Source organism: Niveispirillum irakense DSM 11586 (genome assembly GCF_000429645.1).
GTDB classification, from domain to species: Bacteria; Pseudomonadota; Alphaproteobacteria; order Azospirillales; family Azospirillaceae; genus Niveispirillum; species Niveispirillum irakense.
This window is the reverse complement of the sequence record NZ_KE386933.1, coordinates 259,629-286,430: the sequence shown is the minus strand read 5'-3', so window position 1 is coordinate 286,430 and position 26,802 is coordinate 259,629. Positions and strand designations below refer to the sequence as shown.

Below are 26,802 nucleotides of genomic sequence, written 5' to 3'. Positions count from 1 at the left end.
CCGGCTGAAAGCCGCCCCGCTCCCTCACAGCCGGAGCGGCAGGAACATCGCGCTGTCACCCGGTGCCAGCGCGGTTGCTTCCTCTGCCAGATCAAGCAGCCCATCACAGCCAGCAAGGCTGGACAGCGCCGCCCCCGGCCCGGCACCGGCGGGCATAGCGACGGGCACGCCCCCCTCACCCTGTTCCAGCCGGACCCGCAGAAACTCGCGCCGCCCTTCCTTCTTGCCGTGGGCAAAGCCGCTGCGAATGGGCAGGCGCAGCGGCGGCTCCAACGCTGCCCCGGACAATCGGGCCAACAGCGGGCGCACCATCAGGTGGAAGGTGACGAAACTGGCTGCCGGATTGCCGGGCAGGCCGCAGAAGGCCACCTGACCAATATGGCCCAGCGCCAGCGGCTTGCCCGGCTTGATGGCCAGTTTCCAGAAATCCAGGCTGCCCCCCAAGGCCAGCAGGGCGGCCCGCACATGATCCTCTTCCCCCACCGACATGCCGCCGCTGGTGACGATCAGGTCATGATCGGGCAAGGCTGCCGCAAGGGCCCGTTCCAGCCCGGCCTGATCATCGGCCAGAATGCCCAGGTCACTGACTACACAGCCGGCGCCGGCCAGCAGGGCCGCCAGCATGGGGCGGTTGCTGTCGGTCAGGCGACCGGCTTGGATATCGGCCCCGATATCGGTCAACTCGTTCCCGGTGGAGAACAAGGCAACCCGCAAGGGCCGCCGCACCGGAAGAGAAGAGGCACCCAGCGCCACCGCCAGGGCAATATCACCCGGGTCCAGTCGTCTGCCCGCCGGCAGGGTCACCCGCCCCACAGCCACATCCTCCCCCCGCCGCCGGCAATTCTGCCAAAGGGAGAGGCCCGGCGGCACCAGCACGGCCCCATCCTCCAGCCGCACATCCTCCTGCATCACCACCAGATCAGCCCCCGGCGGCAATGGCGCGCCGGTGAAGATGCGGGCCGCCCCGCCCGGTGGCAAGAGGCTGGTCGGCGCATCCCCCGCCGCGATCCGGAGGCTGGGAACCAGTCGCGTCCAGGCGTCGGGCATCAGATCGGCCGCCCGCAGCGCATAGCCATCCACGGCGCTGTTATCAAAGCCGGGAAAAGGTCGTTCCGCTACCAGATCAGTCGCCAGCACACGCCCCACGGCCTGCCCCACCGGCACCCGCTCCATGCTCGCCACCGGGGCAAAGCTGGATTGAAGCCGCTCAACCGCCGCATCCAGGCGCAAGAGCCCTTGTCCAGCGGCACAATCCGCCAGCGCCAGGCGCGTCGTCCCCTCCCCTTTACGGGGAGACAGGCCGCAGCGATGCAGGATCAGCGCGGCAATCGCATCGGCATCATCCAGGTCCAGCACGGGCAAGGGGCAGTCCGGCAAAGCGACATCGCTGGCGACCGCGATAATATGCGGGTCGTCGGGATAAAGCCGCGCCTTGCCATTGTCGGGGCGATGTACTTCCAGCTTGGGGTGGCGGTCACGCTTGAACCCTTCCACCAGAATGAGGTCTACCGGGGAAAGTTTGGCCACCAGATCGGCCAGGGCAGGTTCCGGCTCCCCCCGATTCTCATGCATCAGGGCCCAGCGCTGACCGGAGGCAACAAGCACTTCCACCGCGCCAGCCATACGGTGGACATAGGAATCCTTGCCCGGCTGATCGATATCGAAGGCGTGGTGGGCATGTTTCAGCGTGGCGACGCTATAGCCCCGCGCCGCCAAAGCCGGGATCAGCCGTGCCATCAGCGTGGTCTTGCCGCTGCCACTCCAGCCGGCGAGACCGAAAAGATTGGTGGGCAATGTCATGCCGGCATCGTCCTCCCCAGGACAGTATCCTTCCGGGTCCCGCGCCGGCTCTGACGACCGGCTATTTCAGCGCCAGCACCAGCAGGGCCGCCGCCGCGAGGGCCAGTGCCGCCCAGAGTGGACGGCGCTGGCGCCTATTCTCCGCCGCCTGGGCCTGGGACAGCAAGGCCAGACTTTCCGGGTGCAGCTTCATGCCGCCCCCTTCGGCCAACAGGTTGGCCGTCTGCTCCAGGTCGCGCACCAGGGATGGCAGACGAACCGCGATACCGGCGACGGCGGCAGCGGCATTGGCAATGCGCGCCTCCGGCCCCCGATTCTCGATCATCCAGCGCTGGATCAGGGGGCGGGCCAGTTCCCACATATTCACATGCGGGTTCAGCACGCGGCCCATACCCTCCGCCGTCAGCATGCTTTTCTGCAAAAGCAGTAATTGCGGCTGCGTCTCCATCTGGAACTTCTCGGTCACGGCAAAAAGCTGGGCCAGCAGCCGGCCGACAGAGATATCCGACAAGGGCCGGCCATGCAGCGGCTCCCCGATGGAGCGGACGGCCTGCTTGAACAGTTCCCGGTCCTGATCCGCCGGCACGAAACCGGCATCGAAATGGACCCGGGCCACCAGCTCATAATCCCGGTTCAGGAACCCGATCAGCATATCGGCCAGGTAAAGCCGGGTCTGCCGGTCGATCCGGCCCATGATGCCGAAATCCACCGCCACCAGCTTGCCGGCAGGGGTGACGAACATATTGCCAGGATGCATGTCGGCATGGAAAAAGCCGTCGCGGAACACCTGGTTGAAGAAGGCGTCCGCCGCATGCTGCAACAGCACGTCGGGTTCCAGACCGGCGGCGCGGATATCATCCAGCCGGTCGATGGAAAAGCCGATGACGCGGGCCTGGGTCATCACCCCCTTGGCGGTGCGGTCCCAATCAATGGTCGGCACGGCGAAGGTGGGGTCGCCCTCGAAATTCTCCGCCAGTTCGGAGGCAGCCGCCGCCTCCATCCGCAGATCCATTTCCAGCGCCACGGTGCGGGCGAACGTGTCCACCACTTCCACCGGCTTCAGGCGCCTGAGCCGTGGTTGCAGGCGCAGCAGCAGCCGCGCCAGCCACAGCATCAAATCCAGGTCGCGGCGGAACGCGATCTCGATCCCCGGCCGCAGCACCTTCACCGCAACAAGCCGACCATCCGGCGTCTCAGCGAAATGCACCTGGGCAATGCTGGCCGCCGCCACGGCCTGATCATCGAATTTTGTGAAAAGCTGGTCCAGCGACCGGTCCAGTTCCGCCTCGATAATGGCGCGGGCCTGCGCGCCGGGGAACGGCGGCAACCGGTCGCGCAACTGCGCCAGATCGGCCGCCACCTCCTCCCCCACCAGATCGGCGCGGATGGACAGAACCTGCCCCAGCTTGATGAAGCTGGGCCCCAGTTCCTGCAAGGCCGCCGCCAGCCGCTGTCCGCGCCGGCCAGGGGCCTTGGACCGGTTCATAGCGCGCAGGACAAGGGCCAGCGCCGGCGCGCTGTCGGCGAACATGTCCACCGGCAGGGCGCCATGGCGGGCCAGGGTGCGGGCGATGGTGACGAGCCGGCCCAGATTGCGGAACAGACGCAGCATGGATAGGGGCCTTAGATGCGCCAGCCGGAATGGATGCAGGCAATGCCGCCGGACAGGTTGCGCGCCTTCACCTGGGTAAAGCCCGCCGCCTCAATCCGGCGGCACAGCGCCTGCTGTTCGGGGAAACGGCGGATGCTTTCCACCAGATATTGGTAGCTGTCGCGGTCGCCGGCCACCATCTGGCCCAGCTTGGGCAACAGGTTGAAGGAATAGGCATCGTACAGGTCGCGCAGGACCGGGATCACGACATGGCTGAATTCCAGGCAGAAAAAGCGCCCGCCCGGCTTCAGCACACGCCGCGCCTCCGCCAGCGCCTTGTCGATATGGGTCACGTTGCGCAGGCCGAACGCGATGGTATAGGCATCCATCGACCGGCTGGTGAAAGGCAGCGTTTCCGCATTGCCGACGGTCCAGTCGATGCCGCCAGCCTCGCGCTGGACCTGCCCCTGATCAATGGCCCGGTCCCGCCCGACGCGGACCATGGCTTCCGTCAGGTCACAGACCGTGACGGCGGCGTCGGGGGCCTTTTTCTTCAGGCGGAAGGCGATATCGCCGGTACCGCCCGCCACATCCAGCAGCGCCTCCCCGGCGCGCGGATTGACGTGATCGACGAACATGTCTTTCCACAGCCGATGGACGCCCATCGACATCAGATCGTTCATCACATCATATTTGCTGGCAACACTGCCGAACACGCCCTGAACCAGTGGCGCCTTTTCGGTCGGGTCAATTTCCCGAAACCCGAAGAATCGCCCTTCCTCGCCAGCGGGGGGACGGGGCGGGTTGGTGCCGGCACTTTGGCCGGCGGCACCGCTGGGGGCGCCATTGTCGATGCGTGCGTCGCTCATGATGCCAGCACCATAGCCGCAACCCGCCCCCGTGGGAAGCAGGCCGGAGGGGGCACCGCCTGCGGGCATTTGGCACGGGCGGGCTTAGGCAGCACACGCCAAGCGCCATCATGGCGCCGGTTGGCTTCGCGTATAGGGTGACTATTGAAGGAAATTGGTGGGCCCGGAGGGACTTGAACCCCCAACCAGACCGTTATGAGCGGCCGGCTCTAACCATTGAGCTACAGGCCCCCACCAAGGCGGCCCGCACTCTGCCCCAAAGGCGGGGGCAAAATCAACAGTCGCAAACAGGTTGCATAACATCGCGACCAATATCCCTTTCCACATCCCTGCCCAGGGAAAGGATGGCGGGGCCGCTTGCATCGGGCGGCGGGGGCTGGCAGAGGTGGGGGATGTGATCCCTTCCTCTCTTCAAGAGCCAGAACGATGCCCGGCCCCGTCATTGTCGATTTCTATTTCAGCCCCGCCAGCCCCTATGCCTATCTGGCCGGCACGCAGATGATGAAGCTGCAAGTGGAAACCGGCTGCCGCGTGGACTGGTATCCCGTTTCCGCCCGCATGCTGATCAAGGCCGCCGGCTATGACCTGGAACAGGCCAGTCCCCATTCCGGCCAGTTCCGCCCCGATTATCGCCGCCAGGATCTGGAGCGGTTCGCGCGGCTGTATAATGTGCCCTTCCGCCATTATGCCGATGTGCTGATGCCCAACCCGCCGCGTCTGGCGCTGGCCTGCGTGGCGGCGCGGCGGTTCGATGCCGGACAGGTTTTCGCCCGCGCGCTGATGAAGGCGATCTTCGTCGATGGCGCGTCGCCCGCCGATGATGCGCTGTGCCTGCGCATTGCCAATGACACGGCCGGGATTGAGCCGCATCTGTTCGGCCCCATGATGGAAGAGGCGGAAACAGAGCGCCTGCAGGCGGAATATGTTGCCAATGCCGTCAAGGCCGGCTGTTTCGGTGTGCCCAGCTTTGTCGTGGCGGGCCGGGAAATGGTCTATGGCAATGACCGGCTGGCCCTGCTGCGCCAGGCCGTGCTGGAAGCCAAACAGGCCGGGTGATCCTGCTGGCATAGCCCAACAGGGCCGGCGGCATAGGGGAAAGGGACTGCGCGCGGCTGTAAATGGCTGCATGATGGGACCGTCCCCAGCCCCAGGAGCGCCCCGCTATGACCGGCACCGCCTTTTCCGCCGACATCATCCAGTTCGCCACCGCCCTGCAGGCCGATAAGGCGCAGATGGACACGCTTTCGGCCCTGCCCGACGCGGACGCGCGCACTGCCGCCATTATTGATCTGGCCGCCGCCCGGGGCCTGTCGCTGGAGGCGGCACAGGTAGATGAATGGATGGCAGCCCAGGGGGATGAGCTGGATGACAGTGCCCTGGAAATGGTGGCCGCCGGTCGCACCAGTGCGGTCGCGAAATACTAAGGCCCACCGCTTCCGCCAGGGTTTCAGCCATGGGCCGCCGCGGTGGCGGGACCGGTGCTGTGTGCCGGTGCCATGCTGACAATGGTGAAGCCGGCCTCCGGTGGATATCGCCGTTCCACCTTGGTGCGCACGCCCGCTTCCTCGCTGCCCCAGACGCGGAAGCGGCGAGGACCGACCCAGGGCGGCATTTCCCTGGTTTCCGGCGTCGGCGGGGCAGAATCCAGCGTCACCAGCCATGCCACATCCCCGGCGGCGCGCCGCTCATCCAGCACGAATATCCGGTTATGGGGTTGGGACAGGTCGGCCAACTCCTCCTCGTGGCGGTTCAGTTCTTCTTCCAGAAGGTCAGCGGTGCGCTGGTAATGACGAAGTTCCCGGCCCAGCACCATGCTTTCGCGGGCCGCCAGGCGCAGACGCAGGGATTGCTGACGCATCCGGGTCATCACCGCCTGAAACCGGTGCCTGGCCTGGCGCAGACGGCGCATTCCTTGCTCCGCCCCAAAGGCGAGGCCGCCAACAACGAAGATGGCGACGAGTATCAAGGAGATGGACATTTCGCTATGCCCTCCCCTTACCGCGATCAGCCATTGGCCGCGGCATCAGCGGCCACCAATTCCGGCGACAGCGCGATATTGATATTCAAGACAGCGAAACCCAACGGCATGGGGAAAAAGCGCTGAAGTTCTCGCTTGGCATCGGTCAGATTGTCAGCCCAGACCTCCACAATCTGCGGCGACGCCCATTCCGTATCCAGCAGCGGATGGTGTTTACGCTCGGCGGCGGCAGCCTGAACCTGCCGGTTGACCATCCAGGCGCGAAAGCGCAGCAGGGCCCGCCCCTCCGCACCGATCACCCGCACCGGGGCCTGCGCCTCCCGCTTTGCATCGGCCAGCAACTTATCCTGGATAAAACGGCGACGGCGCAGCTCGGCAATCTCACTCTGAAGTTGGGTCAGCCGGGCCTTGCGTTCGCTCCGGCGGTTGTCGAACTTGGCCTCCAGCAGGGACCGACGGGGCAGCACTTCTTCTGCCTGACGCAGTTCCGGCCGCGACTGAACGGAGCTTTCCATCAGCCGGGCGACAAGATAGGCGAAGATATAGGCGGCCACGCCAATCACCCCCGCTGTCAGGAAGATACCCACATAGCCCATCGTCCACCCGCCCCGTGTCGCCGGCCCGGAAAGAGTGTAGCTTCAGCACGGGTGCAGGGAAACACAATCATGCAACTGTAATCAGAAACGATTGCCACACCCCGGCGCGCCAGCCTGAACCGTCTTGGGCGGGGCAGGCATGAGCCGTCAGCACAGCGGGGGGTGCGGCGGTTCTTGCGTGTATGCCATACCCGTCGGTAGGGTAGCGCCCGCAGAACGGTTGCTCAAAAACGGGTGGGTATAAGGTGTCCTATATCAGCACGCGCGGTCAGGCCCCGGCTTTGGCTTTCGATGATGTCCTGCTGGCGGGGCTTGCCCGCGATGGCGGTCTCTATGTGCCAGCCGCGTGGCCGCGTCTCAGCGCCGATGATTTGCGCCGGTTCCGGGGGCTGACCTATGCCGAACTGGCGGTGGAGGTGATGCTCCCCTTCCTGGGCGGGACCATCAGCCGTGAGGATTTCGCACCGCTGGTCACTGCCGCCTATGGCAGCTTCGCCCACAAGGCCGTGGTGCCGCTGGTGCAGATCGACCAGCGCACCTGGATGATGGAACTGTTCCACGGGCCGACCCTGGCCTTCAAGGATGTGGCGCTCCAGTTGCTGGGCCAGTTGTTCGACCATGTGCTGGCCAAGAAGGACAGCCGCGTCACCATCGTCGGTGCCACCAGCGGCGACACCGGCTCGGCCGCGATTGAGGCGTGCCGCGATCGGGAGCGGGTGGATATCGTCATCCTGCATCCGCAGGGCCGCACGTCAGAAGTGCAGCGCCGGCAGATGACGACGGTGCTGTCCAGCAACGTGCATAACGTCGCCCTTCAGGGCACGTTTGATGATTGCCAGGACGCCGTGAAGGCGATGTTCAACGACCAGCCGTTCCGCGATGCGCTGAACCTGTCGGCGGTCAATTCCATCAACTGGGCCCGCATCATGGCCCAGATCGTTTATTACGTTGCCGCTGCCGTGGCATTGGGCGCACCGGATCGGGAAATGGCCTTTGCCGTGCCCACGGGCAATTTTGGCAATGTCTATGCCGCCTATGCCGCCCGCCAGATGGGCGTGCCGGTGAAGCGCCTGATCGTCGGCACCAACGAGAATGACATTCTGGCCCGCTTCTTCGCCACCGGTGCGATGCAGGCCGATGGGGTGCAGCCGACCATCAGCCCGTCGATGGATATCCAGGTTTCCAGCAATTTCGAACGGCTGCTGTTCGATCTGATGGACCGCGACGGTGCCGCCGTGGCCCAGTGCATGGATGGTTTCCGCAAAACTGGTCGGTTTGAGGTGAGCCAGGGCCAGTTGGACCGCGTGCGGGAGCTGTTTGAGGGCTATCGCTGCGACACGGAAGAGACATTGGCCGTGATGAAGCAAGCCTATGAAGGGTCGGGCTATCTGGTTGATCCGCACAGCGCCGTGGGCGTGGCGGCGGCCCAGGCCAGCGACCTGGACCCGTCCATCCCCGTGGTGGTGATGGGCACGGCGCATCCGGCCAAGTTCCCCGATGCGGTGGAAAAGGCCACGGGTGTGCGCCCGCCCCTGCCCCGTCACCTTGCCGATCTCTATGATCGTCAGGAGAGGATGGACATCCTGCCTAATGATATCCAGATTTTGAAAAACCATGTCCGTGCCCGCGCCCGCGTGGCCCGTACCGACGCCTGATGGAAGATTACCTGAACGTGAGCGAAAGCCCCTTCCCCCTTCCCGCCAATATCCGCATCACCACCCTGCCGAATGGCTTGCGCGTGGCCACCGATACGATGCCGCATGTGGAAACCGTGACCACCGGCGTGTGGATCGGGGTCGGCAGCCGGCATGAGCCGCTGACCGCCAATGGCGTGGCCCATCTGGTTGAACATATGCTGTTCAAGGGCACGCCCACCCGCGATGCCTTCGCCATCTCGGCGGAGATTGAGAATGTGGGCGGCCATCTCAACGCCTATACGGGGCGTGAGCAGACCACCTATTACGCCAAGGTGCTGAAAGAGGATTTCGGCTTGGCGCTGGGTATCCTGGCCGACATGGTGCAGCATCCGCTGTTCGATGAAGGGGAGTTGGAGAAGGAACGCCAGGTCATCTTGCAGGAGATCGGTCAGGCGGAGGATACGCCCGACGATATCGTCTATGACCATTTCCTGGCCACCGCCTTCCCGCAGCAGCGGCTGGGCCGCCCGGTGCTGGGCACGGCGGAGATCGTGTTCTCCCTGCCGCGCGCGTCCCTGTCCGATTATGTCCGTGGCCGCTATGTCGCCAGCAACATGGTGCTGGCGGCGGCCGGCAATGTGCGGCACGAGGATGCGGTGGAAATGGCCCTGCGCCTGTTCGCCGATCTGCCGACCGGCGAGATGGCCGACAGTGAGGCGGGCCGCTATCAGGGCGGGGAGTTCCGCGAGGATCGCGACCTGGAGCAAACCCACCTGCTGCTGGGCTTCAACGGTATCGCCAGCACCGATCCCGACCTTTACAATGCCATGGTCCTGTCTACCCTGCTGGGCGGGGGCATGTCGTCGCGCCTGTTCCAGGAAGTGCGGGAAAAGCGCGGGCTGGTCTATTCCATCCACAGCTTCAACTGGTCGATGAGCGATAGCGGCGTGTTTGGCATCTATGCCGGCACCGGCCCGGAAAGCACATCTGAACTGGTGCCCGTGGTCTGCGAGGAAGTGCGCAAACTGTCCCGCACCCTGACGGCGGAAGAACTGGTCCGCGCCCGTGCCCAGTTGAAGGCCAGCCAGTTGATGGGGCTGGAAAGCACCACCAACCGGGCCGAACAGTTGGGCTCCCACCTGCTGACCTATGGCCGCCTGATTCCCCCGGCGGAAATCGTGACCCGGCTGGATGCGGTGACGCTGGAAAATGTGGCGGCCTGCGCCGACCGCATCTTCGGCACCACCCCCACCGTCACGGCGCTGGGGCCGCTGGAAGGGCTGGAAAGCTACGGCGACATTGCCGGCCGGCTGGCGGCCTGATCCCAGGATGCGGCGGGGGAACAACCGGTTAAGGGGAGGTGCCAGGGCATGATCCGACTGATCCCCGACGGGTTGCTCAGCCCGCCGCCCATGCGGGTGGATGGCCCCCATGTCCATATCCGCCCCGCCCAGCCGCGTGACTGGCGGGAATGGGTGGCCGTGCGGGAGGAGAGCCGGGATTTCCTGGCCCCGTGGGAGCCGACATGGCCCCCGGACGCCCTGACCCGCGACAGTTTCCTGCGCCGCCTGCGCCGGCAGGCCTCGGAATGGCGGGAGGATGAGGCTTACAGTTTCCTGGTTTTCGCCCAGGGGGATGAAAAGCTGGTCGGCGGCATCAGCCTGACCAATATCCGCCGCGGCGTGGCCCAGATGGGTACCATGGGCTATTGGGTCGGCAGGCCCTATGCCCGTCGTGGCTATATTTCAGAAGCGGCAAAGCTGCTGCTGTCTTTTTCCTTCGGGCAATTGGGCCTGCACCGGGTGGAAGCCGCCTGCCTGCCGACCAATGGCCCCAGCAGCGGCCTGCTGGAAAAGGTGGGCTTCACCCGCGAAGGCTATGCCCGCGCCTATCTGCGCATCGACGGCAAATGGGCCGACCACCTGCTCTATGGCATCCTGCGGGACGATTGGGCGACGATGCCGGATGTCACGGTGCGGGATTTGTAGCGGGGCGCGAAATTTGTTGGGTGCAGATGGAAAGGGTTTTCCCGTCACCCCGGCGAAGGCCGGGGTGACGGTAGAAGTTGATCCAACCTGACCTGACCAACTCTAAAACCTCAATGCGCCCCGCCTTCCAGATAGGCCGCCCGCACCTCTGGATTGGCCAGCAGTTCCGGCCCCGCCCCCTGCAGCACCACCTGGCCCTGGGCCAGCACATAGGCGCGGTGGGCCAGTTTCAGGGCGTGATAGGCGTTCTGCTCCACCAGCAGAATGGTCATCCCCCGCGTCTTGTTCAGATCGGCGATCACATCGAAGATACGGCGGATGATCAAGGGGGCCAGCCCCAGCGAGGGTTCATCCAGCAGCAGCAGGCGCGGACGGCTCATCAGCGCGCGGGAAATGGCCAGCATCTGCTGTTCCCCGCCCGACAGGGTGCCCGCCCGCTGGTCCCGGCGCTTTTGCAGGATGGGAAACAGGTCGAAGCAATAGGCGATGTCGGCGTCGAAATTGGCCGGGTCGCCCAGCGTGGCCCCCAGTTGCAGGTTTTCAAACACCGTCATGCGCGGGAAGATGCGCCTTCCTTCCGGCACCTGGGCGATGCCCAGCTTGGCGGTTTCATGCGGCGGCAGATCGACGATGGAACGCCCGTCAAAGACGATGCTGCCCGCTGCCGGCTTGGGCTGGCCGCAGATGGTCATCAACAGGGTGGATTTGCCAGCCCCATTGGCGCCGATCAGGGTGACGATCTCCCCCTGCTCCACCGTCACATCCACGCCGCGCAGGGCCTCGATGGGGCCGTAATTGGTACGGACCCCCGTCAGTTGCAGCAGGCTCATACCCGGTCTCCTTCGCCCGCAGCCACTTCGGCGATATCGGCAGCCACAACGGCTGGCAATTCTTCCTCATCCGGTTCGCCCAGATAGGCCTTGATCACGCGCTCATCGGTGCGGATCTGCTCGGGCGTGCCCTCCGCGATCTTGCGGCCATATTCCACCACATGGATATGGTCGGAAATGCCCATCACCAGCTTCATGTCATGCTCGATCAACAGGATGCCGATGCCGAATTCAGCCCGGATACCCTGAAGCAACTCCCCCAGCGCCGCCGTCTCCCGCGGGTTTAGACCGGCCGCCGGTTCATCCAGGCACAGCAGCAGCGGATCGGTATTCATGGCGCGGGCGATTTCCACCCGCCGCTGCATCCCATAGGAGAGGTTGCCCGCCTCCTCATTGGCGACGGCTGCCAAATCCAGCCGGTTGATCCAGAAGCGGGCCCGCTCGATGGCTTCTTTCTGGGCTGTGCGCCAGCCCTTCAGGCCCAGCAGCCCGGCAACACCCAGTACAGATTTCCGCATCAGCCCGACATGCTGGGCGACCAGCAGGTTTTCCAGCACCGTCATGCGCGGGAACAGGCGGATATTCTGGAAGGTGCGCACCACCCCGTGGCGGGCCACCTGATAACCCGGCAGCGTCTGCAAGCTGACCTTGCCGCGGGTGGGGTGTGACAGGGACAGCTCGCCCGAGGTGGGTTTGTAAAACCCGGTCAGGCAGTTGAAAATGGTGGTCTTGCCGGCCCCGTTGGGGCCGATCAGGGCGGTGATGCGGCCGGTATCAGCCGACAGGTTCACGCCATCCACCGCCACCAGCCCGCCGAACCGCATGGTCAGGCCGGTGACATTCAGCAATGGTTCGCTCATGTCTCAGGCCCCCTTCTGATCCAGCTTCACGGTCGGCACGCGGGTGGAGAGCAGCCCACCGGGGCGCCAGACCATGATGGTGATCATGGCAAGGCCGAAGACGATCATGCGGTAATCGGCAAATTCACGCCCCAGTTCCGGCAGCATGACGATGAACAATGCTGCAATCACCACCCCCACCTGACTGCCCATGCCGCCCAGCACCACAATGGCCAGGATCAGGGCGCTTTCGATGAAGCCGAAACTTTCCGGGGAGACAAAGCCCTGGCGGGCAGCAAAGAAACAGCCGGCAAAGCCGCCCATCATGCCGCCAATGGCATAGGCCGACACTTTGCTGGCCGTGGGGTTGATGCCCAGCGACCGGCAGGCGATTTCATCCTCGCGCAGCGCCTCCCACGCCCGGCCCACCGGCAGGGCGCGTAAACGGTTGATCACCCAGGCCGCCAGACAGACCAGTGCCAGCACGATCAGGTACAGGAACATCAAACGGTGTTCGCCGGAAAAACCGATGCCCGTCACCTCATGAAAGCTGACCATCCCTTCCGGGGGCCGCCGTTCAAAGGACAGGCCGAACAGGCCGGGACGCGGGATACCCGACACGCCGTTCGGCCCCCCGGTCAGGCCCTGCCAGTTCAGGATGACGATGCGGGTGATCTCCCCGAAACCCAGCGTGACGATGGCCAGATAATCCCCGCGCAGCCGCAGGATGGGCAGCGACAGCAGCACCCCGAATCCAGCCGCAATCAGGCCTGACAAGGGCAGGCAGACCCAGAAATCCAGCCCGAAGAATTTGGAGAGCAGGGCGAAGCTGTAGGCACCGATGGCATAAAACGCCACGAAACCCAGATCCAGCAGCCCGGCCAGCCCGACCGTCACATTCAGCCCCAGGCCCAGCAGGATATAGATCAGCACCGTGGTGCCCAGATCGATAATGTAACGGTCGCTATAGGGCATGAAAGGCAGCGTCACCGCGAACAGCAAGGCTGCCACCATGAAAGCCCGGGTCAGTCGGGTACCAACTGACGAACGGTCCACTTTCTTCAGGGCAGGCAGAACAAATCCACCCAAAATGTCCAGAAAAAATCCAATCAAAAGACAAATAACCAACGCCAATATTATCTGTATACCCGAAGCACCTCCATAAATCAGGAAGAAAACTGGAACAATGAAAACTACAAAACCTATAGCAATCCCACGCAAAATACGATTATTTTTATGATGATTCGTTAGATCGATATGCTCATTGTTTTTCCTATTAGCACGCGCGGCCAGGGCGTCGCGCCCGGCCCCCAGCAGAAGTCGTCCGGCAAAGACCAGCCCCACGGCCCAGGCGACCCAGGACCAGCGGCTGTTAACCACCAACCCCTGATCGGTGGAGACGGTGAAAAGGCCGATGAAAGGAATGGCGAGAACCAGCGCCAGACCGGCGGCGATGGCGGCATCTTTCAGCCGCGTCGGCAATGCAACAGTCGCCATCTCACACCTTCTCGATGTCAGGGCGGCCCAGCAGGCCGGTGGGGCGGAACACCAGCACGGCGATCAGCACACTGAAACTGGCCACATCCTTATAGGCGCCGGAAATATAGCCGGTGAAGAAAGCCTCGATCAGCCCGATCAGCAACCCGCCCAGCATCGCGCCCGGCAGGGAGCCGATGCCCCCCAGCACGGCGGCGGTGAAGGCCTTCATCCCCGCCAGGAAGCCGATATAGAAATCGATCACCCCATAATACATCGTCACCAGCACACCGGCCACGGCGGCCAGCGTCGCCCCCATGACGAAGGTCAGGCTGATGGTCCGGTCCACATTGATGCCCAGCAGCCCGGCCATGGTCCGGTCCTGCTCACAGGCCCGCTGCGCGCGGCCCAGCGCCGTGCGGCCGATCAACTGGGTGAAGCCCAGCATCAGAACCAGGGTCAGCAGGATGATGAAAAGCTGGATATAGGAGATTGAAAGGGTGAAACCGTCCCCATTCCACAGCGTGATCCCGCCATTCATCACCGGCGCCAGGGGCTTGGGCCGGGAACCTTGCGTCTGCATCACATAATTTTGCAGGAAGATCGACATGCCGATGGCGGAGATCAGCGGCGCCAGCTTGGGCGCGCCGCGCAGCGGACGATAGGCGATGCGTTCCACCGTCCAGCCATAGGCAGCGGTGAAAAAGATCGATACCAGCAGCACCAGCAGCAGGGCCAGCGGTACCGCTGTGACGCCCAATGACGCCAGCAGCGAGAAGGTCGTCACCGCGACGAACGCGCCGATCATGTAAATCTCGCCATGGGCGAAATTGATCATCCGGATAATGCCATAGACCATCGTGTAGCCGATGGCGATCAACCCATAAATAGCCCCTAACGTCAGGCCATTGATGAGATATTGGAGAAACGTCCCCAGCGCTGACGCGTCCATTAGTTCCCCTGTCCGACCCGCCGGCGGTTCCCTTCCCTGTGGCCGGTGGCGACGGCCTTGTCTGGAACTTCTCCCGGCATCTTGATGCGCACGGTAACCAACCCGCGCCTCCCCAGCAAGCACGGCGCGAATTGTCGGGGAGACATTTGGCCCCCCCGCCCCTGCGTGCCCCGCCGGTTGCCTATGCGGTGGGCGCTTCTACGCGGGATTTGCCAGACCTGTCCTTTGCTGTTAGGTTCCGCGCCGCTCGATTCCAAAGTTTGAGAAGCGTGTCATGAAGGTCAATGCGAACACCATGCGCAAGGGTCACATCCTTGAGCATAACGGCCGTCTCTACGTCATCACCGGCACCCAGATCGTGCAGCCCGGCAAGGGCGGCGCCTTCATCCAGCTGGAAATGAAGGACGTGAAGAGCGGTAACAAGAATATCGAGCGCTTCCGCACCGGCGAAGCCGTCGAGCGTGCCCGTCTCGACGATCACGAGATGACGTTCCTGTTCGCCGAAGACGATAATTTCACCTTCATGGACAAGGAAACCTTCGAGCAGGTCACCATCGCCGGTGAGATCATCGGCGACGGCAAGATCTTCCTGCAGGACGGCATGGAAGTTGTCGTGCAGTCCTTCGAAGGCACCCCGCTGTCGGTTGAACTGCCGCAGACCGTGACCTTGATGATCACCGAGGCTGACCCGGTGGTGAAGGGGCAGACCGCTTCTTCCTCCTACAAGCCGGCTGTGCTGGAAAATGGCGCCCGCGTCCTGGTGCCGCCCCATATCGAAGCCGGTACCCGCATCGTCGTCAATATCGAGACGGGCGAGTATCTGGAACGCGCCAAGGATTGATCCGCTTCATCCCGGTTGCCGGCTGACGGCGACCGGTTGAGACGTGCCTTCGCATAAGACGCCCGCGCTGAACACAAGGCGCGGGCGTTTTGCTTTTTGATATAAGACTCTTAAAGGCGGCTGCGGTGATCGCGGCCCTGAGAGTTCGACCCGTTCTTAGACATTGTGGAGTGTTCGACCATGGCAGCCCGTTCGGCCATCCTGAACGTCATGACCCGTGCGGCGGAAAAGGCCGGCAAGGCCATCCTGCGCGATTTTGGTGAGGTCGAGCATCTCCAGGTCTCCCGCAAGGGTCCGGCCGATTTCGTCTCCGCTGCCGATCAGAAGGCCGAGCGCATCGTGCGCGAAGAACTCCAGAAGGCCCGCCCCGATTTCGGCCTGCTGATGGAAGAGACCGGCGAGATCAAGGGCAAGGACACGTCCCACCGTTTCATCGTCGATCCGCTGGACGGCACCACCAATTTCCTGCACGGCCTGCCGCACTGGGCCATCTCCATCGGTCTGGAGCGTGAGGGCGAAATCATCGCCGGCGTCGTCTATGAGCCGGTGCATGACGAGATGTTCTGGGCGGAAAAGGGCGCCGGCGCCTTCCTGAACCACCAGCGTCTGCGCGTTTCCAACCGTCGCACCCTGGCCGACAGCCTGATCGCCACCGGCATCCCCTTCAAGGGCCATGGCAATGCCAAGGAATTCATGGTGCAGTTGGAAGCGCTGATGGGCCAGGTGTCCGGCATCCGCCGCTGGGGCGCCGCCTCGCTCGACCTCGCCTATACCGCCGCCGGTCGTTATGACGGCTTCTTCGAAGCCAGCCTGAAGCCGTGGGATCTGGCCGCCGGCATGTTGATGGTGACGGAAGCCGGCGGCTTCGTCAGCGAGATCGGCCCCGGCAAGAGCCCGCTTTCCAGCGGTTCCATCCTGGCCGCCAACCCCAACCTGCATTCCCATCTGGCCGTCGTGCTGCGGAATGCCGGCAAGCCCAAGGCCGCGCCCGCCGCCGCCCCGGCCAAGGCCTGATCCCCCGATCCGGGTCACGCCCCGCCCATGCCGGGCGGGGCGTGACCGGTATAAAAAATCCCACCAGGGTTGAGCCGACCGGCCCCCTCCACTATGGTCCCAACATCCCGTCGCGATGGAACATTTGACTTCCTCGCGACATGACAGGGCCATAATTGCGAGGTCCCATGCCGGTCGTGATGACGCGCCCGCCCTTTTCCGACCGCACGCCGGTCCTTCTCCGTGGTGCCGCCCTGGCGGCCCTGATGCTGGCCTGCGCCTGGACGCCGACAGCGATGGCGCAAAGCGGCACTGACCTGCCCGGCCGGCCGGGCACGCCCCAGCAGCGCGCGCCCCTGCCCGTGCCCAAGACACCGGATATCGAGCCGGGCCCCCTGCCCGCCCCCCCGGATCAGACCGGCATCCCCCCGGCACCCCTGTCAGACCTGCCGCCGCCGCGGATCGGCACCGCTGCCGCCACGCTGGCACCGGTGCCAGCACGGGTGGCGGGTGGCAGTTTAAGCCTGACCTATCAGCCCCAGGCCGAACAGGTACCCGCCAATGTCGATCCGCTGATCGTGGATATTGTCGCCCGTCTGACGGCCCGCCCCAATGAAAGGCTGGAGATTAAGGCCCATGCCACCGGCCCCGCCGACCGTGCCAATGATGCGCGGCGTACCGCCCTGGTCCGTGCCCGCCTGCTGCGCGACCGGCTGGTGACGGCAGGGGTGGACCCGCTGCGCCTGATCATTTTCGCCCAGGGAACCCCCGTGCCAGCCGTGGGCACCGCCAGCGCGCCGGCACCGGAAGCCCCCTCCCCCGACCGCGTCGATCTGGTGTTCCGCACATGACCAACCTGTCCGCCGACCGCCGTCAGCCCTCCCCCCCGCAAGCGAACGATCTGGCACCGGCAACCCGGCCCCAGCGGTTCCTGACCCGGATGGGGGCCTTCACGCTGGCGGTGGCGGTGGTGGCCGCCATCCTGTCCCCGGCCTTGTTCAGCGCCTTCATGGCCAACCCGGCCCTGAATGCGCTGATCCTGTTCACGCTGCTGCTGGGCATCTGGTTCATTTTCCGGCAGGTGACGGTACTGAAGCCGGAAGTGGAATGGCTGGAAGCCTTCCAGGCCGGGCAGCAGCCATCCCAACAACCCCGGCTGCTGGCCCCCATGGCCCGCATGCTGGGCGAGCGCCAGGGTGGGCGCTTCACCCTGTCGGCGGTGGCCAGCCGGTCGCTGCTGGATGGCGTCGGCTCCCGCCTGGATGAAGGGCGGGAAATTTCCAAATATCTGATCGGGCTGCTGATCTTTCTCGGCTTGCTGGGCACCTTCTGGGGCCTGCTGGCGACCATCTCCTCCATCGGGGGGGTGATTGGCGGGTTGAGCCTGGATAATGATGATGTCGGCCAGATGTTCACCAACCTGCAGCAGGGGCTGGCGGCCCCGCTGGCGGGCATGGGCACGGCCTTCTCCTCTTCCCTGTTCGGTTTGGCCGGCTCGCTGGTGCTGGGTTTCCTGGAGCTTCAGGCCAGCCAGGCACAGAACCGGTTTTATACCGAGCTGGAAGACTGGCTGGCCAGCGTGACCCGCCTGTCCAGCGGCGCCCTGGCGGAGACGGGCGAAGGTGGCGGCTCCGTCCCCGCATATCTCCAGGCCCTGCTGGAACAGACGGCGGAGAATATCGAGCGGCTGCAATATACGATGGCCGGCACCGAGGATGGCCGCAAATCCCAAAACCAGCATCTGATGCAGTTGACCGAGCGGCTGGCCACCCTGACTGACCAGATGCGCACCGAACAATCGCTGATGGTCCGGCTGGCGGAAAGCAATCTGCAAATGCGCCCGATCCTGGAGAAGCTGGCCGACGGCCTGTCTGGCGGCGGTAGCCTGGGCATTGATGATGCCACCCGCACCCATATCCGCAATCTGGAGCTTTACACCGCCCGGCTGCTGGAAGAGACGGTGCAGGGCCGCCAGCAGACGACGCAGGAATTACGCAACGAGATCAAGATCCTGGCCCGCACCATTGCGGCCAATGGCACCGCCAATGGCACAGCCCGCAACCCCGAGGGGGAACGCTGATCCATGGCACGGTTCGGCCGGCGCGGCGACCGCGAGAAGGTGGATATCTGGCCCGGCTGGGTGGATGCGCTGTCCTCCCTGCTGATGGTGGTCGTCTTTCTGCTGATGGTGTTCGTGGTCTGGCAATTTTACCTGTCCACGGCCCTGCAGGGCCGCGACCGGCAATTGGCCGATCTGAACAGCCGCATCGCCGCCCTGGCCGACGCGCTGGCGCTGGAGAAGGATAATTCCGCCAAGCTGCAAAGCGACATTGCCGCCCTGACGGAGCGCCTGCGCGCCACGCTGGCGGAGCGGGAGGATTTGCAAGGCCGCTTGAACGTGCTGGGCACGGAGCGCGATACGCTGTCAGCGCAACTGGCCGCCGGCGACGGAGAAAAGGAACAGCGCGAAGCCGCCCTGTCCGAGGCGCAGGAACAGGTGGCCCTGCTGAACCAGCAACTGGCCGCCCTGCGCCAGCAACTGGCGGAACTGGCCGCCACCCTGGATGCCTCGGAAACCAAAGCCAAGGAACAGGAAGTCCAGATCGCCGATCTCGGCAAGCGCTTGAATGCCGCCCTGGCCGGCAAGGTGGCGGAGCTGGCGAAATTCCGGTCGGAATTTTTCGGCCGGCTGCGGGAGGTGCTGGGCAACCGGGATGATGTGCGCATCGTGGGTGATCGCTTCGTCTTCCAGTCAGAGGTGCTGTTCGCCAGCGGCAGCGCCGATCTGGGCGAGGCGGGTCAGGTGCAGCTTGGCAATCTGGCCCGCACCCTGCTGGATATCTCCACCAAGCTGCCCAAGGATCTGAACTGGATTCTGCGGGTGGACGGGCATACCGATGTCGTGCCCATCCGGTCCCCCCGCTATGCCAGCAACTGGGAACTGTCCACCGCACGCGCCATCTCAGTCGTGAATTTCCTGATCAGCCAGGGCATCCCGCCGGAACGGCTGGCCGCCACCGGCTTTGGCGAATATCAGCCCCTGGAACCGGGCAACAGCGCCGATGTGCTGGCCCGTAACCGCCGGATCGAAATGAAACTGGATAGCCGCTAGAGCCGTGTGCGTTTAATCGGAAACGCACACGGCTCTAAGCCCTTGTTCGGCGAGCAGATTCACGCTCCAAAGCGATTCCGCTTTTCCGCGATCTGCTCTAGCGCCGGTCCCTTATCCAGCACCAACCAGCGGCAGGTGGAACCAGAAGATTGATCCTTTCGGTTCCCCCGGCTGGTAGCCGATTTCCCCACCCATCACCTGTACCAGATAACGGGCGGTCGCCAGGGACAGGCCGCTATTGCTCCCCTCCCCTTTCCCCTCGTCCGCGCTTGCGCGCAGGACGAACGGGTCGAACAGCCGGTCCAGGAGAGATTCAGGAACGCCCTGGCCGCTATCCTTGACCTGGAAGCGCAATGCCGGACTGCCCGCCATCATGGTCGCGGTGATCGCCAGTTCGATACTGCCACGATGGGTGAAGCGCACGGCATTGCCCAGCAGGATGCTCAAAACCTGCTGGATGCGGATCGGGTCGCCCTTCACCCGGGCCGGCAGATCAGGCGCGAAGCTGTGGCGCAGAGCCACGCCCTTGCGGCGGGCGATGCGGCCGGCGCTCCTGATGGCGTGCAGCGCCATCTCCTGAATCGGAAAATCCACATTTTCCAACCTAAGCGCCGTGCTTTCCATCCTTGCATAGCCGATGGCATCCCTGAAAATCGTCCCCAGATCGCGCGCCGTACCGTGCAGGGTGCGGGCATAATCGGCCAGGGGTTCAGGCAGGTGCTCCTGCGTCAGCATCTGGCTGAAACCCAGCATGGCATCCAGGGGGCTGCGTACCTCCCGATCCAGGGTCGTCAGGAAATCATGATGCGAGCGGGAAATCCGTTCCGCCATCAGCAGGTTGCGCTGGGCTTCCCGCTGGGCGCGCTGCAGGGCCAACTGGTCCATGATGATATCGGCCAGCATTTCCAGCGACCGGCGGGCGGAAGCATCGAAATCGGGCCGGGGCTGGCGGTCCATGACGCAGAATACCCCCAGCACATGACCGGCGGGGCTGCGCAGGGGCGCACCAGCATAAAAGCGCAAGGCCAATGGCCCGGTAACCGCGGGATTGTCCTTGAAAGCCGGATCGGCGGCCAGATCAGGCAGCACCAGGGAATCGATGCCGCTCATCACCAGATTGCAGATCGACTGTTCCCGCGGGATGGGACCAAGCGCGATGCCATCCTCCGCCACCGGCCACAAGGTCCGGTCATCGATCAGATTGACCATGGCGCTGGGCATGCGAAACATGTGTCGCGCCAGAGCGGTCAGCGGCAGGAACCGTTCATCCGGGCCGGGGGCGGTCCCACAATAGCCGTTGAATTCCAGTAATCGTACCGGCTCCAGCCCGTCTTGGGCATCCATGGGTAACCGCCTGGGATAAATCTAACCGCGTGCCTGTTGACACTGGGGTCAGAGGCCAAGGGGTGTCAACCTGACCAAGCGCGTATAAAGGTGCCGGCGAACGGCCCCTTTCGGCCACTTCGCCGGCACCTCCCGGATGCTTAAAGCGCCTGTACCCCCTTCAACACGGCATCCACATGGCCGGGCACCTTCACCTTGCGCCAGATCTGGCGGACGATGCCGTCCTTGTCGATCAGGAAGGTGCTGCGCTCAATCCCCATATATTTGCGGCCATACATATTCTTTTCCACCCAGGCGCCGTACCGTTCGGTCACGTCGCCCTCAGCATCCGATGCCAGGGTGAAGGGGAGATTATACTTGGCCTTGAACTTGTCGTGGCTGGCGACGCTGTCCTTGGAAATGCCGATGATCGTGGCATCCACCTTCTCGAAATGAGGAAGCTGCTCCCCGAATCCGCAGGCTTCCGCCGTGCAGCCGGACGTATCATCCTTGGGGTAGAAATAGATCACCACGGCGCGGCCCCGCAGCGCCGACAGGGTGACAGAACCATTGCCATCGGTCGGCAGGGTGAAATCCGGCGCAGGCGCGCCAACGTCAAGGGTCATGCTGCTCTCTCTGGCGGCGGGGGACGATCAGAGAGGCAGAATTGTGATGCCGGGCGGCATAGTCAACCCGCCCGGCCAGATTAAGGAGGGGAAATGATCAGCCTGGATTATGTGCGCACCATGGTGGCCTATGGCACCTGGATGAACCGCACCCTGGTGGATGCGGCGGCCCGCCTGTCCGATACCGACCGCAAGCGCGACATGGGGGCTTTTTTCAAGTCCCTGCACGGGACGATGGATCACCTGCTCTGGGGCGATTTGATCTGGATGCAGCGCTTCGACGGCAAACCCGCCCCCACCGCGGCGGTGGGCGACATCCTTTATCCTGACTGGGAAGAACTGGTCGCCCAGCGTCAGGCCACCGATGCGCGTATGCGGGACTGGGCGGCAGGGGAACTGACGGCGGACTGGCTGGCCGCCCCTTACGCCTATGTCAGCAAACTGACCCGCCGCCGCAGGACCCTGCCGGCCTGGGTGATGGTGACCCATATGCTGAACCATGGCACCCATCATCGCGGACAGGCGACCACGCTGCTGATGCAGCTTGGCATTGATCCCGGCGTCACCGATCTGGTGGCGATGCCGGCCCTGTTCGATGGATCGCTGGGGCTGGATGCCCGCGATGAAGGGGCGGCCTGAGCCGCCCCGAACCACCTAGTCCCGCCACCCGATATCGCGCCGCAGATGCGGGGATAAGCCATATCGATGGGTTTCACCCGCCAGCAATTCGGCCAAGACCGACTGTATCTGGCCGGCCAGACCGGCCAGGATGGTCACCCGCCGTGAGGGGGGAACCGTCGCCACACCGAGTCGCGCCACAGGAAAGCTGATTTTTTCCGTCACCATAATCATCCCGCCTCCAGGTAAGGATTGCATCCCGGCATGGCAGGAGATTGGGACGAATCAGGATCGACGACAAACGAGTAATCCGGATAGAATGCAAAAGCTGATTTTATCCATGTAAGAGTTCACCCTGATGGCCGACCGTCGCCTGCCCCCGCTGAACGCGCTGCGCGCCTTCGCGTCTGCTGCCCGCCATCTTTCCTTCACCCGCGCAGCGGATGAATTGTCGGTGACCCAGGCGGCGATCAGCTATCAGGTCCGCCAGTTGGAGGAGCATATCGGCCGCGACCTGTTCCGCCGCCTGACCCGCAAGCTGGAACTGACACCGGCGGGGCTGGAGCTTCAGGCGGCGGTGGATGATGCGTTCGACCGGATACGCGGCACGGTCGCCCGGCTGACGGAAGCGCAGGAGGACAAGGTTCTGTCCATCACCACGCTGATGACCTTTGCGTCACATTGGCTGGTGCCCCGCCTGGGTCATTTCCAGCTACAGCGGCCGGATCTTGCCGTGCGGCTGGAAAACAGCGACCGCATTGCCGATCTGGATCATGAATTTGATATCGGCATCCGATCCGGCCATGGGCAATGGCCGGGGGTGGTGGCGGAAAAGCTGGTGGAATTCGCCCTGACCCCGGCGGTCAGCCCGCTGCTGCTGGAGCGGGCCGGCGGGGTGGAAAGCCCGGCCGATCTGGCCCGGCTGCCGCTGCTGGATTGCCAGCATCCTGACGACATTGCCTTCTGGCGGCACTGGTTCGCGCTGGCGGGGGTGGAGCTTGATCCCAGAGGGCGCGGCACCCAGTTCGACGTGCATGGCTTTACCGGACAGGCCGCCGCCATGGGCCAGGGGGTGGGGCTGATCTGCCCCGCCTTTTTCGGCCCGGATATCGCCAGCGGCCGGCTGGTCCTGCCCTTCCCGCGCATCATATTGCGGACCAACCGGTCCTATTGGCTGACCTATGCCGAACGCCGGGCGGATGAGCCCAAGATCAAGGCTTTCCGCGACTGGATCGTGTCGGAGGTGAATGCCTGTGCCGGCCAATGCGGCTTGCCCGCACCAGCCTGACCGGACAGGATACTCAGCCTTTACGGGCCCTCGCCTTCAGCGCCGCCTTGGCGATGCGGTAGCGGGCGGCCCAGCCCTCCTTCACCACCTCATCCGCGCGGCTGATGACCAGCGCATCATCCGGCACGTCGCGGGTGACGATGGTGGCCGCCGCCGTGAAGGCGCCATCGCCCAGCGTCACCGGCGCCACCAGCGTGCTGTTGGACCCGACGAACACATCCCGGCCAATCACCGTGCGATGTTTCAGATAGCCGTCATAATTGCAGGTGATGGTGCCCGCACCGATATTGCTGGCAGCGCCAATATCGCTGTCGCCCAGATATGTGAGGTGGTTGGCCTTGGCGCCTGCGCCCAGCACAGTGTTCTTCAATTCCACGAAATTGCCGACATGGGCGTCCTCTCCCACGTCGCTGCCGGGCCGCAGCCGGGCGAAGGGGCCGATAATGGCGCGCCGGCGCACCACCACCCCTTCCAGGTGGGAAAAGGCGCGGATTTCCACCCCATCTTCCACCACCACACCGGGGCCGAACACCACATTCTGGCCCACGGTCACATCCCGGCCCAGCACGGTATCAGCAGCGAACCAGACCGTATCCGGGTCCAGCAGGGTGGCGCCATTGGCCATGGCGGCCAGACGCAGGCGGCGCTGGAATATCTTCTCAATCCCGGCAAGTTCGGCGCGGGAATTGACGCCCAGCGCATCCTCCACCGGGCCTTCCACCACGGCACAGGCATGGCCCTGGCCACGGGCGACGGCCACCGCATCAGTCAGGTAGAATTCGCCTTTGGCATTATCATTGCCGATAGCGGCGATCAGGCCGGGCATGCGGGCACCATCGAACGCCATGAAGCCGGCATTGCACAGGCCCACGGCCCGTTCAGCCTCGCTCGCGTCCAGGAATTCGACAATCTTTTCCAGCCCGCCATCGGCCCCCTGGATCAGGCGGCCGTAAGCGCCGGGTTCGGCGGGGCGCATGCCCATCACCACCACCGCCGGATCGCTGTCCCCATTGCGGCTGTCCACCATGGCGCGCAGCGTCGCCACTGTGATCAGCGGCGTGTCGCCATAGAGCACCAGCACATCACCGGCAAACCCGTCCAGCAGCGGCAAAGCGGCCTTCACCGCATCGCCCGTGCCCAACTGATTTTCCTGCACAACCGTGGCATGGGGGGCAACGGCCTGGGCCACATTCTCCATGCCCGGCCCCACCACCACCACGATATGGGCGGGGTCCAGCGCCGTGGCGGCGGCCAGCACATGGCGCACCATGGGCAGGCCGCCCAGCGGGTGCAGCACCTTGGGCAGGTCGGACTTCATCCGCGTGCCCTTGCCGGCGGCAAGGATGATGCAGGCAAGCTGTCTTTCGGTCATGGCAATCGGCCACTGGCTGCGATAGGGGATGGTTGGGGTCCGGTTTAGCATGAAGGCCCCGGTTCGCGACAAGATGCTTCCGTTACCGAGGTGTACCCCATGTCCGTTTTGTCACGCTTCCCGGCCCTGCTGTTCGATTTTGACGGCACCCTGATCGACAGCGCGCCGGAAATTGCCGAGGCGCTGAACCTGCTGCTGACCGAACAGGGCCGCCCCAGCCTGACCCTGGCACAGGTCCAGGGCCTGATCGGCGATGGCGCGCCCCGGCTGGTGGAACAGGCCATGGCCGTGACGGGTGCGGCACTGCCCGCCGCAGAACTGGCACCGCTCACCGCGCGCTATCTGGAACTCTATGCCGCCATCCCGGTCACCCCCGCCTGTGTCTATCCCGGTGTGGTGGAAACGCTGACACGGCTGAAGGCGGCGGGGCACCGTCTGGCGCTCTGCACCAACAAGCCGGGTGCCATTTCGGTGGAGGTGCTGGAACAGGTCGGGCTGGGCGGGCTGTTTGAACAGGTGGTGGGCGGCGACACCGCCCCCCGGCGCAAGCCCTGGCCCGATCCCCTGTTCTGGGCGCTGGAGCGGATGGGCCTGTCTCCGAAGCAGGCCGTGATGGTGGGGGATAATGCCAATGATGTGGCGGCGGGCCATGCCGCCGGCATGCCGGTGGTGGCCGTGGCCTATGGCTATCCCCGCATGGCGCTGGCCGATCTGGGGGCGGAGTTGATCATCGACCGCTTCGCCGATCTGCCGGCAGCGTTGGAGCGGCTGGTATCACAGGGATGACGCCGGCCCTCACCGCACCCGGTCCAGCTTGGCCAGATGGACCATGACCGGCCCCAGCGGGCTGGCCATTTCCAGCCGCACCGGCACCATCGGCTGGCCCGGTGCGGCGGGGGCGATCCAGAGGGAGACATCACGCCCGCTATTGCGCCGCCCATCGCCATCCCGGTCGCGGCGGTTATTCTGTTCCTTCCAGCGACCGGCAACGGGCTTGTAGGTAACGGCGCAGCGCTGCGCCTCTCCCGCAAAGGCAGAGAGGTTGCTGGCGGCCAGTGTCTCCCGCCCCTTGTCGGCAAATTCCAGATCATAGCGCTGGCGCCCGTCATAGACCGGGACCGTCAGGTCGCAATTACCCGTCCGCTGCACCTGATCCAGCACGGCAACGATGGCGGATACCGGGTCCAGCGTGTCCTTGCGCAATTCCTCCGGCACGGGCTCTCGATCCTTCTCCGGCACCGGCTCGGCCAGGGTGATCTGGGGCATGCCATCGGGCTGGTAATCCAGGGTCGTCATGCGCAGTTCCTCCCGCCAGGCGCCATGGGCGGTGAAACGGGCCGGTTGGGGTATGTCCGCCGCCAGGCTGCCCTGGGCGCGCACATCGGTCTTCCAACTGGCGACACGTCCCAAGAAACCCTGTGTCTCCAGGGCCAGCCCCACACGGTAAATCTCATCGACAATGCCCATATGGGCCTGGGCATCCAGCACATGCATGCCGCCGACATGGATGGAATAGGTCAGCGCCGCATCCCCCGCCTGCGCCTGGGTGGCGGGATGCCGGGGGGATGGCAGCGGCGACGCGGCCCAGGCAGCACCTGCCGCCAGCAGGGCCAGGGCAGCACAAGCCGTCAGGGACCGCTTGGCCACGGGACGCGCAAGGACGGGGAACGGGGGCATGGGCGACTTCCCTTCTCCAGAACAGAACAGCATAGGGCGATGCCGGGACAAACCCGCACCCAGCAGGATGGGGCCTGTGGACCTCAGGTCAATCGGCCACTCGGCCAAGCGGCATCGGAAATTTTTCCGAAGCCGCTGTTTTTTCCCTTTGACACCCCCCCGTAACCCCTTTATAAGCCCGCTCCACCGACGACGGATGGGCGCGTAGCTCAGCGGGAGAGCATCGCCTTCACACGGCGGGGGTCGCAGGTTCAATCCCTGCCGCGCCCACCATCCGGTCCGAGATTAGCGCCAAAAGCGCCGAAGCCCCACCTGGGAAACCGGGTGGGGTTTTTCGTTTCCCGCCCCTGACAGAACAGCATCATGCCGGCGACGGGGGAAACCATCCCGACGAGT

At 64.5% G+C, this 26,802-nt stretch carries 27 protein-coding genes and 2 tRNA genes; 14 read left to right on the top strand and 15 right to left on the bottom strand.

Annotated features, from left to right (window positions below; genetic code table 11):
* Positions 1-24: 24 nt before the first annotated feature.
* The 4 genes from G473_RS0115330 to G473_RS0115315 form a co-directional block, all read right to left on the bottom strand.
* A complete protein-coding gene (locus G473_RS0115330; RefSeq protein WP_029013826.1) occupies positions 25-1,800 on the bottom strand; it encodes a bifunctional molybdopterin-guanine dinucleotide biosynthesis adaptor protein MobB/molybdopterin molybdotransferase MoeA in 1,776 nt (591 codons plus the stop codon).
* 61 nt (positions 1,801-1,861) lie between these two features.
* Entirely contained in the window at positions 1,862-3,412 is a 1,551-nt protein-coding gene (gene ubiB, locus G473_RS0115325) for a 2-polyprenylphenol 6-hydroxylase (RefSeq protein ID WP_029013825.1), read from the bottom strand.
* Positions 3,413-3,423: 11 nt separating this feature from the next.
* Positions 3,424-4,260 (bottom strand): bifunctional demethylmenaquinone methyltransferase/2-methoxy-6-polyprenyl-1,4-benzoquinol methylase UbiE, encoded by an 837-nt coding sequence (ubiE, locus tag G473_RS0115320; RefSeq protein ID WP_029013824.1) that lies wholly within the window; start codon positions 4,258-4,260, stop codon positions 3,424-3,426.
* A gap of 155 nt (positions 4,261-4,415) precedes the next feature.
* Positions 4,416-4,491 (bottom strand) — tRNA-Ile (locus tag G473_RS0115315).
* Between the two features lie 195 nt (positions 4,492-4,686).
* Here G473_RS0115315 and G473_RS0115310 point away from each other — a divergent pair.
* Entirely contained in the window at positions 4,687-5,316 is a 630-nt protein-coding gene (locus G473_RS0115310) for a 2-hydroxychromene-2-carboxylate isomerase (RefSeq protein ID WP_029013823.1), read from the top strand.
* Positions 5,317-5,423: 107 nt separating this feature from the next.
* Positions 5,424-5,684, top strand: a complete 261-nt coding sequence (locus G473_RS0115305) for a hypothetical protein (protein ID WP_029013822.1) — start codon at positions 5,424-5,426, stop codon at positions 5,682-5,684.
* Between the two features lie 23 nt (positions 5,685-5,707).
* Here G473_RS0115305 and G473_RS0115300 read toward each other — a convergent pair whose 3' ends face one another.
* Both G473_RS0115300 and G473_RS0115295 read right to left on the bottom strand, forming a co-directional pair.
* Positions 5,708-6,238: a hypothetical protein gene (locus tag G473_RS0115300; RefSeq protein WP_029013821.1), complete on the bottom strand. Its 531-nt coding sequence runs from the start codon at positions 6,236-6,238 to the stop codon at positions 5,708-5,710.
* Between the two features lie 26 nt (positions 6,239-6,264).
* Positions 6,265-6,834, bottom strand: a complete 570-nt coding sequence (locus G473_RS0115295; RefSeq protein ID WP_029013820.1) for a hypothetical protein — start codon at positions 6,832-6,834, stop codon at positions 6,265-6,267.
* 245 nt (positions 6,835-7,079) lie between these two features.
* Here G473_RS0115295 and thrC point away from each other — a divergent pair, with 245 nt between their 5' ends.
* Genes thrC through G473_RS27165 form a run of 3 tightly spaced genes read left to right on the top strand, consistent with a single transcriptional unit; the run spans position 7,080 to position 10,459 of the window.
* Positions 7,080-8,489, top strand: coding sequence for a threonine synthase (gene thrC, locus G473_RS0115290; RefSeq protein ID WP_029013819.1), 1,410 nt, complete (start codon positions 7,080-7,082; stop codon positions 8,487-8,489).
* A gap of 17 nt (positions 8,490-8,506) precedes the next feature.
* Complete coding sequence (locus G473_RS0115285; protein ID WP_029013818.1) at positions 8,507-9,793, top strand: M16 family metallopeptidase; 1,287 nt, start codon at positions 8,507-8,509, stop codon at positions 9,791-9,793.
* A gap of 48 nt (positions 9,794-9,841) precedes the next feature.
* Complete coding sequence (locus G473_RS27165; RefSeq protein WP_051330325.1) at positions 9,842-10,459, top strand: GNAT family N-acetyltransferase; 618 nt, start codon at positions 9,842-9,844, stop codon at positions 10,457-10,459.
* A gap of 110 nt (positions 10,460-10,569) precedes the next feature.
* Here G473_RS27165 and G473_RS0115275 read toward each other — a convergent pair whose 3' ends face one another.
* Genes G473_RS0115275 through G473_RS0115260 form a run of 4 tightly spaced genes read right to left on the bottom strand, consistent with a single transcriptional unit; the run spans position 10,570 to position 14,556 of the window.
* Positions 10,570-11,283, bottom strand: coding sequence for an ABC transporter ATP-binding protein (locus G473_RS0115275; RefSeq protein WP_210163353.1), 714 nt, complete (start codon positions 11,281-11,283; stop codon positions 10,570-10,572).
* A gap of 2 nt (positions 11,284-11,285) precedes the next feature.
* Positions 11,286-12,149: a high-affinity branched-chain amino acid ABC transporter ATP-binding protein LivG gene (gene livG / locus G473_RS0115270; RefSeq protein ID WP_029013816.1), complete on the bottom strand. Its 864-nt coding sequence runs from the start codon at positions 12,147-12,149 to the stop codon at positions 11,286-11,288.
* Positions 12,150-12,152: 3 nt separating this feature from the next.
* On the bottom strand, positions 12,153-13,625 hold the full coding sequence (gene livM / locus G473_RS0115265; RefSeq protein WP_051330324.1) for a high-affinity branched-chain amino acid ABC transporter permease LivM: 1,473 nt from the start codon (positions 13,623-13,625) through the stop codon (positions 12,153-12,155).
* Between the two features lies 1 nt (position 13,626).
* Positions 13,627-14,556 carry an ABC transporter permease subunit gene (locus G473_RS0115260; protein ID WP_029013814.1) on the bottom strand — a complete coding sequence of 310 codons (930 nt, stop codon included), beginning with the start codon at positions 14,554-14,556 and terminating at the stop codon, positions 13,627-13,629.
* A 274-nt stretch (positions 14,557-14,830) separates the two neighbouring features.
* Between G473_RS0115260 and efp the strand changes: the two genes are divergently transcribed.
* The 5 genes from efp (at position 14,831) to G473_RS0115235 (ending at position 19,502) form a co-directional block, all read left to right on the top strand.
* Positions 14,831-15,397 carry an elongation factor P gene (efp, locus tag G473_RS0115255; RefSeq protein ID WP_029013813.1) on the top strand — a complete coding sequence of 189 codons (567 nt, stop codon included), beginning with the start codon at positions 14,831-14,833 and terminating at the stop codon, positions 15,395-15,397.
* A 180-nt stretch (positions 15,398-15,577) separates the two neighbouring features.
* Positions 15,578-16,411, top strand: coding sequence for an inositol monophosphatase family protein (locus tag G473_RS0115250; RefSeq protein ID WP_029013812.1), 834 nt, complete (start codon positions 15,578-15,580; stop codon positions 16,409-16,411).
* A 167-nt stretch (positions 16,412-16,578) separates the two neighbouring features.
* Entirely contained in the window at positions 16,579-17,241 is a 663-nt protein-coding gene (locus tag G473_RS0115245; RefSeq protein ID WP_029013811.1) for a hypothetical protein, read from the top strand.
* Entirely contained in the window at positions 17,238-18,470 is a 1,233-nt protein-coding gene (locus G473_RS27160) for a flagellar motor protein MotA (RefSeq protein ID WP_245580079.1), read from the top strand. The genes G473_RS0115245 and G473_RS27160 overlap by 4 nt, the downstream gene beginning before the upstream one ends.
* A gap of 3 nt (positions 18,471-18,473) precedes the next feature.
* Complete coding sequence (locus G473_RS0115235) at positions 18,474-19,502, top strand: peptidoglycan -binding protein (RefSeq protein ID WP_029013810.1); 1,029 nt, start codon at positions 18,474-18,476, stop codon at positions 19,500-19,502.
* Positions 19,503-19,613: 111 nt separating this feature from the next.
* Here the strand turns inward: G473_RS0115235 and G473_RS0115230 are convergent, their stop codons facing one another.
* Positions 19,614-20,846, bottom strand: a complete 1,233-nt coding sequence (locus G473_RS0115230; RefSeq protein WP_029013809.1) for a GAF domain-containing sensor histidine kinase — start codon at positions 20,844-20,846, stop codon at positions 19,614-19,616.
* 140 nt (positions 20,847-20,986) lie between these two features.
* The gene (locus G473_RS0115225; protein WP_029013808.1) at positions 20,987-21,451 is read right to left on the bottom strand and encodes a peroxiredoxin; all 465 of its coding nucleotides are present in this window, start codon (positions 21,449-21,451) and stop codon (positions 20,987-20,989) included.
* Positions 21,452-21,544: 93 nt separating this feature from the next.
* Between G473_RS0115225 and G473_RS0115215 the strand changes: the two genes are divergently transcribed.
* Complete coding sequence (locus tag G473_RS0115215; protein WP_029013807.1) at positions 21,545-22,090, top strand: DinB family protein; 546 nt, start codon at positions 21,545-21,547, stop codon at positions 22,088-22,090.
* Between the two features lie 15 nt (positions 22,091-22,105).
* On the opposite strand, the gene G473_RS0115210 is transcribed toward G473_RS0115215, so the two are convergent.
* Complete coding sequence (locus G473_RS0115210) at positions 22,106-22,303, bottom strand: hypothetical protein (RefSeq protein WP_035707459.1); 198 nt, start codon at positions 22,301-22,303, stop codon at positions 22,106-22,108.
* A 124-nt stretch (positions 22,304-22,427) separates the two neighbouring features.
* On the opposite strand from G473_RS0115210, the gene gcvA reads away from it, so the two are divergent.
* The gene (gene gcvA, locus G473_RS0115205) at positions 22,428-23,357 is read left to right on the top strand and encodes a transcriptional regulator GcvA (protein ID WP_029013805.1); all 930 of its coding nucleotides are present in this window, start codon (positions 22,428-22,430) and stop codon (positions 23,355-23,357) included.
* 13 nt (positions 23,358-23,370) lie between these two features.
* Here the strand turns inward: gcvA and glmU are convergent, their stop codons facing one another.
* Positions 23,371-24,729 (bottom strand): bifunctional UDP-N-acetylglucosamine diphosphorylase/glucosamine-1-phosphate N-acetyltransferase GlmU, encoded by a 1,359-nt coding sequence (gene glmU, locus G473_RS0115200; RefSeq protein WP_029013804.1) that lies wholly within the window; start codon positions 24,727-24,729, stop codon positions 23,371-23,373.
* 99 nt (positions 24,730-24,828) lie between these two features.
* Here glmU and gph point away from each other — a divergent pair, with 99 nt between their 5' ends.
* Entirely contained in the window at positions 24,829-25,515 is a 687-nt protein-coding gene (gph, locus tag G473_RS0115195) for a phosphoglycolate phosphatase (protein ID WP_035707456.1), read from the top strand.
* Between the two features lie 9 nt (positions 25,516-25,524).
* On the opposite strand, the gene G473_RS0115190 is transcribed toward gph, so the two are convergent.
* Positions 25,525-26,406: a DUF3108 domain-containing protein gene (locus G473_RS0115190; RefSeq protein WP_029013802.1), complete on the bottom strand. Its 882-nt coding sequence runs from the start codon at positions 26,404-26,406 to the stop codon at positions 25,525-25,527.
* A gap of 198 nt (positions 26,407-26,604) precedes the next feature.
* On the opposite strand from G473_RS0115190, the gene G473_RS0115185 reads away from it, so the two are divergent.
* Positions 26,605-26,679 (top strand) — tRNA-Val (locus G473_RS0115185).
* Positions 26,680-26,802: the final 123 nt, after the last annotated feature.

Coding starts and splice junctions, on each gene's coding strand:
- G473_RS0115330 (WP_029013826.1), bottom strand. CDS start 1,800: ATGACATTGCCCACCAATCTTTTCGGTCTCGCCGGCTGGAGTGGCAGC.
- ubiB (WP_029013825.1), bottom strand. CDS start 3,412: ATGCTGCGTCTGTTCCGCAATCTGGGCCGGCTCGTCACCATCGCCCGC.
- ubiE (WP_029013824.1), bottom strand. CDS start 4,260: ATGAGCGACGCACGCATCGACAATGGCGCCCCCAGCGGTGCCGCCGGC.
- G473_RS0115310 (WP_029013823.1), top strand. CDS start 4,687: ATGCCCGGCCCCGTCATTGTCGATTTCTATTTCAGCCCCGCCAGCCCC.
- G473_RS0115305 (WP_029013822.1), top strand. CDS start 5,424: ATGACCGGCACCGCCTTTTCCGCCGACATCATCCAGTTCGCCACCGCC.
- G473_RS0115300 (WP_029013821.1), bottom strand. CDS start 6,238: ATGTCCATCTCCTTGATACTCGTCGCCATCTTCGTTGTTGGCGGCCTC.
- G473_RS0115295 (WP_029013820.1), bottom strand. CDS start 6,834: ATGGGCTATGTGGGTATCTTCCTGACAGCGGGGGTGATTGGCGTGGCC.
- G473_RS27165 (WP_051330325.1), top strand. CDS start 9,842: ATGATCCGACTGATCCCCGACGGGTTGCTCAGCCCGCCGCCCATGCGG.
- livG (WP_029013816.1), bottom strand. CDS start 12,149: ATGAGCGAACCATTGCTGAATGTCACCGGCCTGACCATGCGGTTCGGC.
- livM (WP_051330324.1), bottom strand. CDS start 13,625: ATGGCGACTGTTGCATTGCCGACGCGGCTGAAAGATGCCGCCATCGCC.
- G473_RS0115260 (WP_029013814.1), bottom strand. CDS start 14,556: ATGGACGCGTCAGCGCTGGGGACGTTTCTCCAATATCTCATCAATGGC.
- efp (WP_029013813.1), top strand. CDS start 14,831: ATGAAGGTCAATGCGAACACCATGCGCAAGGGTCACATCCTTGAGCAT.
- G473_RS0115250 (WP_029013812.1), top strand. CDS start 15,578: ATGGCAGCCCGTTCGGCCATCCTGAACGTCATGACCCGTGCGGCGGAA.
- G473_RS0115245 (WP_029013811.1), top strand. CDS start 16,579: ATGCCGGTCGTGATGACGCGCCCGCCCTTTTCCGACCGCACGCCGGTC.
- G473_RS27160 (WP_245580079.1), top strand. CDS start 17,238: ATGACCAACCTGTCCGCCGACCGCCGTCAGCCCTCCCCCCCGCAAGCG.
- G473_RS0115235 (WP_029013810.1), top strand. CDS start 18,474: ATGGCACGGTTCGGCCGGCGCGGCGACCGCGAGAAGGTGGATATCTGG.
- G473_RS0115230 (WP_029013809.1), bottom strand. CDS start 20,846: ATGGATGCCCAAGACGGGCTGGAGCCGGTACGATTACTGGAATTCAAC.
- G473_RS0115225 (WP_029013808.1), bottom strand. CDS start 21,451: ATGACCCTTGACGTTGGCGCGCCTGCGCCGGATTTCACCCTGCCGACC.
- G473_RS0115215 (WP_029013807.1), top strand. CDS start 21,545: ATGATCAGCCTGGATTATGTGCGCACCATGGTGGCCTATGGCACCTGG.
- G473_RS0115210 (WP_035707459.1), bottom strand. CDS start 22,303: ATGATTATGGTGACGGAAAAAATCAGCTTTCCTGTGGCGCGACTCGGT.
- gcvA (WP_029013805.1), top strand. CDS start 22,428: ATGGCCGACCGTCGCCTGCCCCCGCTGAACGCGCTGCGCGCCTTCGCG.
- glmU (WP_029013804.1), bottom strand. CDS start 24,729: ATGACCGAAAGACAGCTTGCCTGCATCATCCTTGCCGCCGGCAAGGGC.
- gph (WP_035707456.1), top strand. CDS start 24,829: ATGTCCGTTTTGTCACGCTTCCCGGCCCTGCTGTTCGATTTTGACGGC.
- G473_RS0115190 (WP_029013802.1), bottom strand. CDS start 26,406: ATGCCCCCGTTCCCCGTCCTTGCGCGTCCCGTGGCCAAGCGGTCCCTG.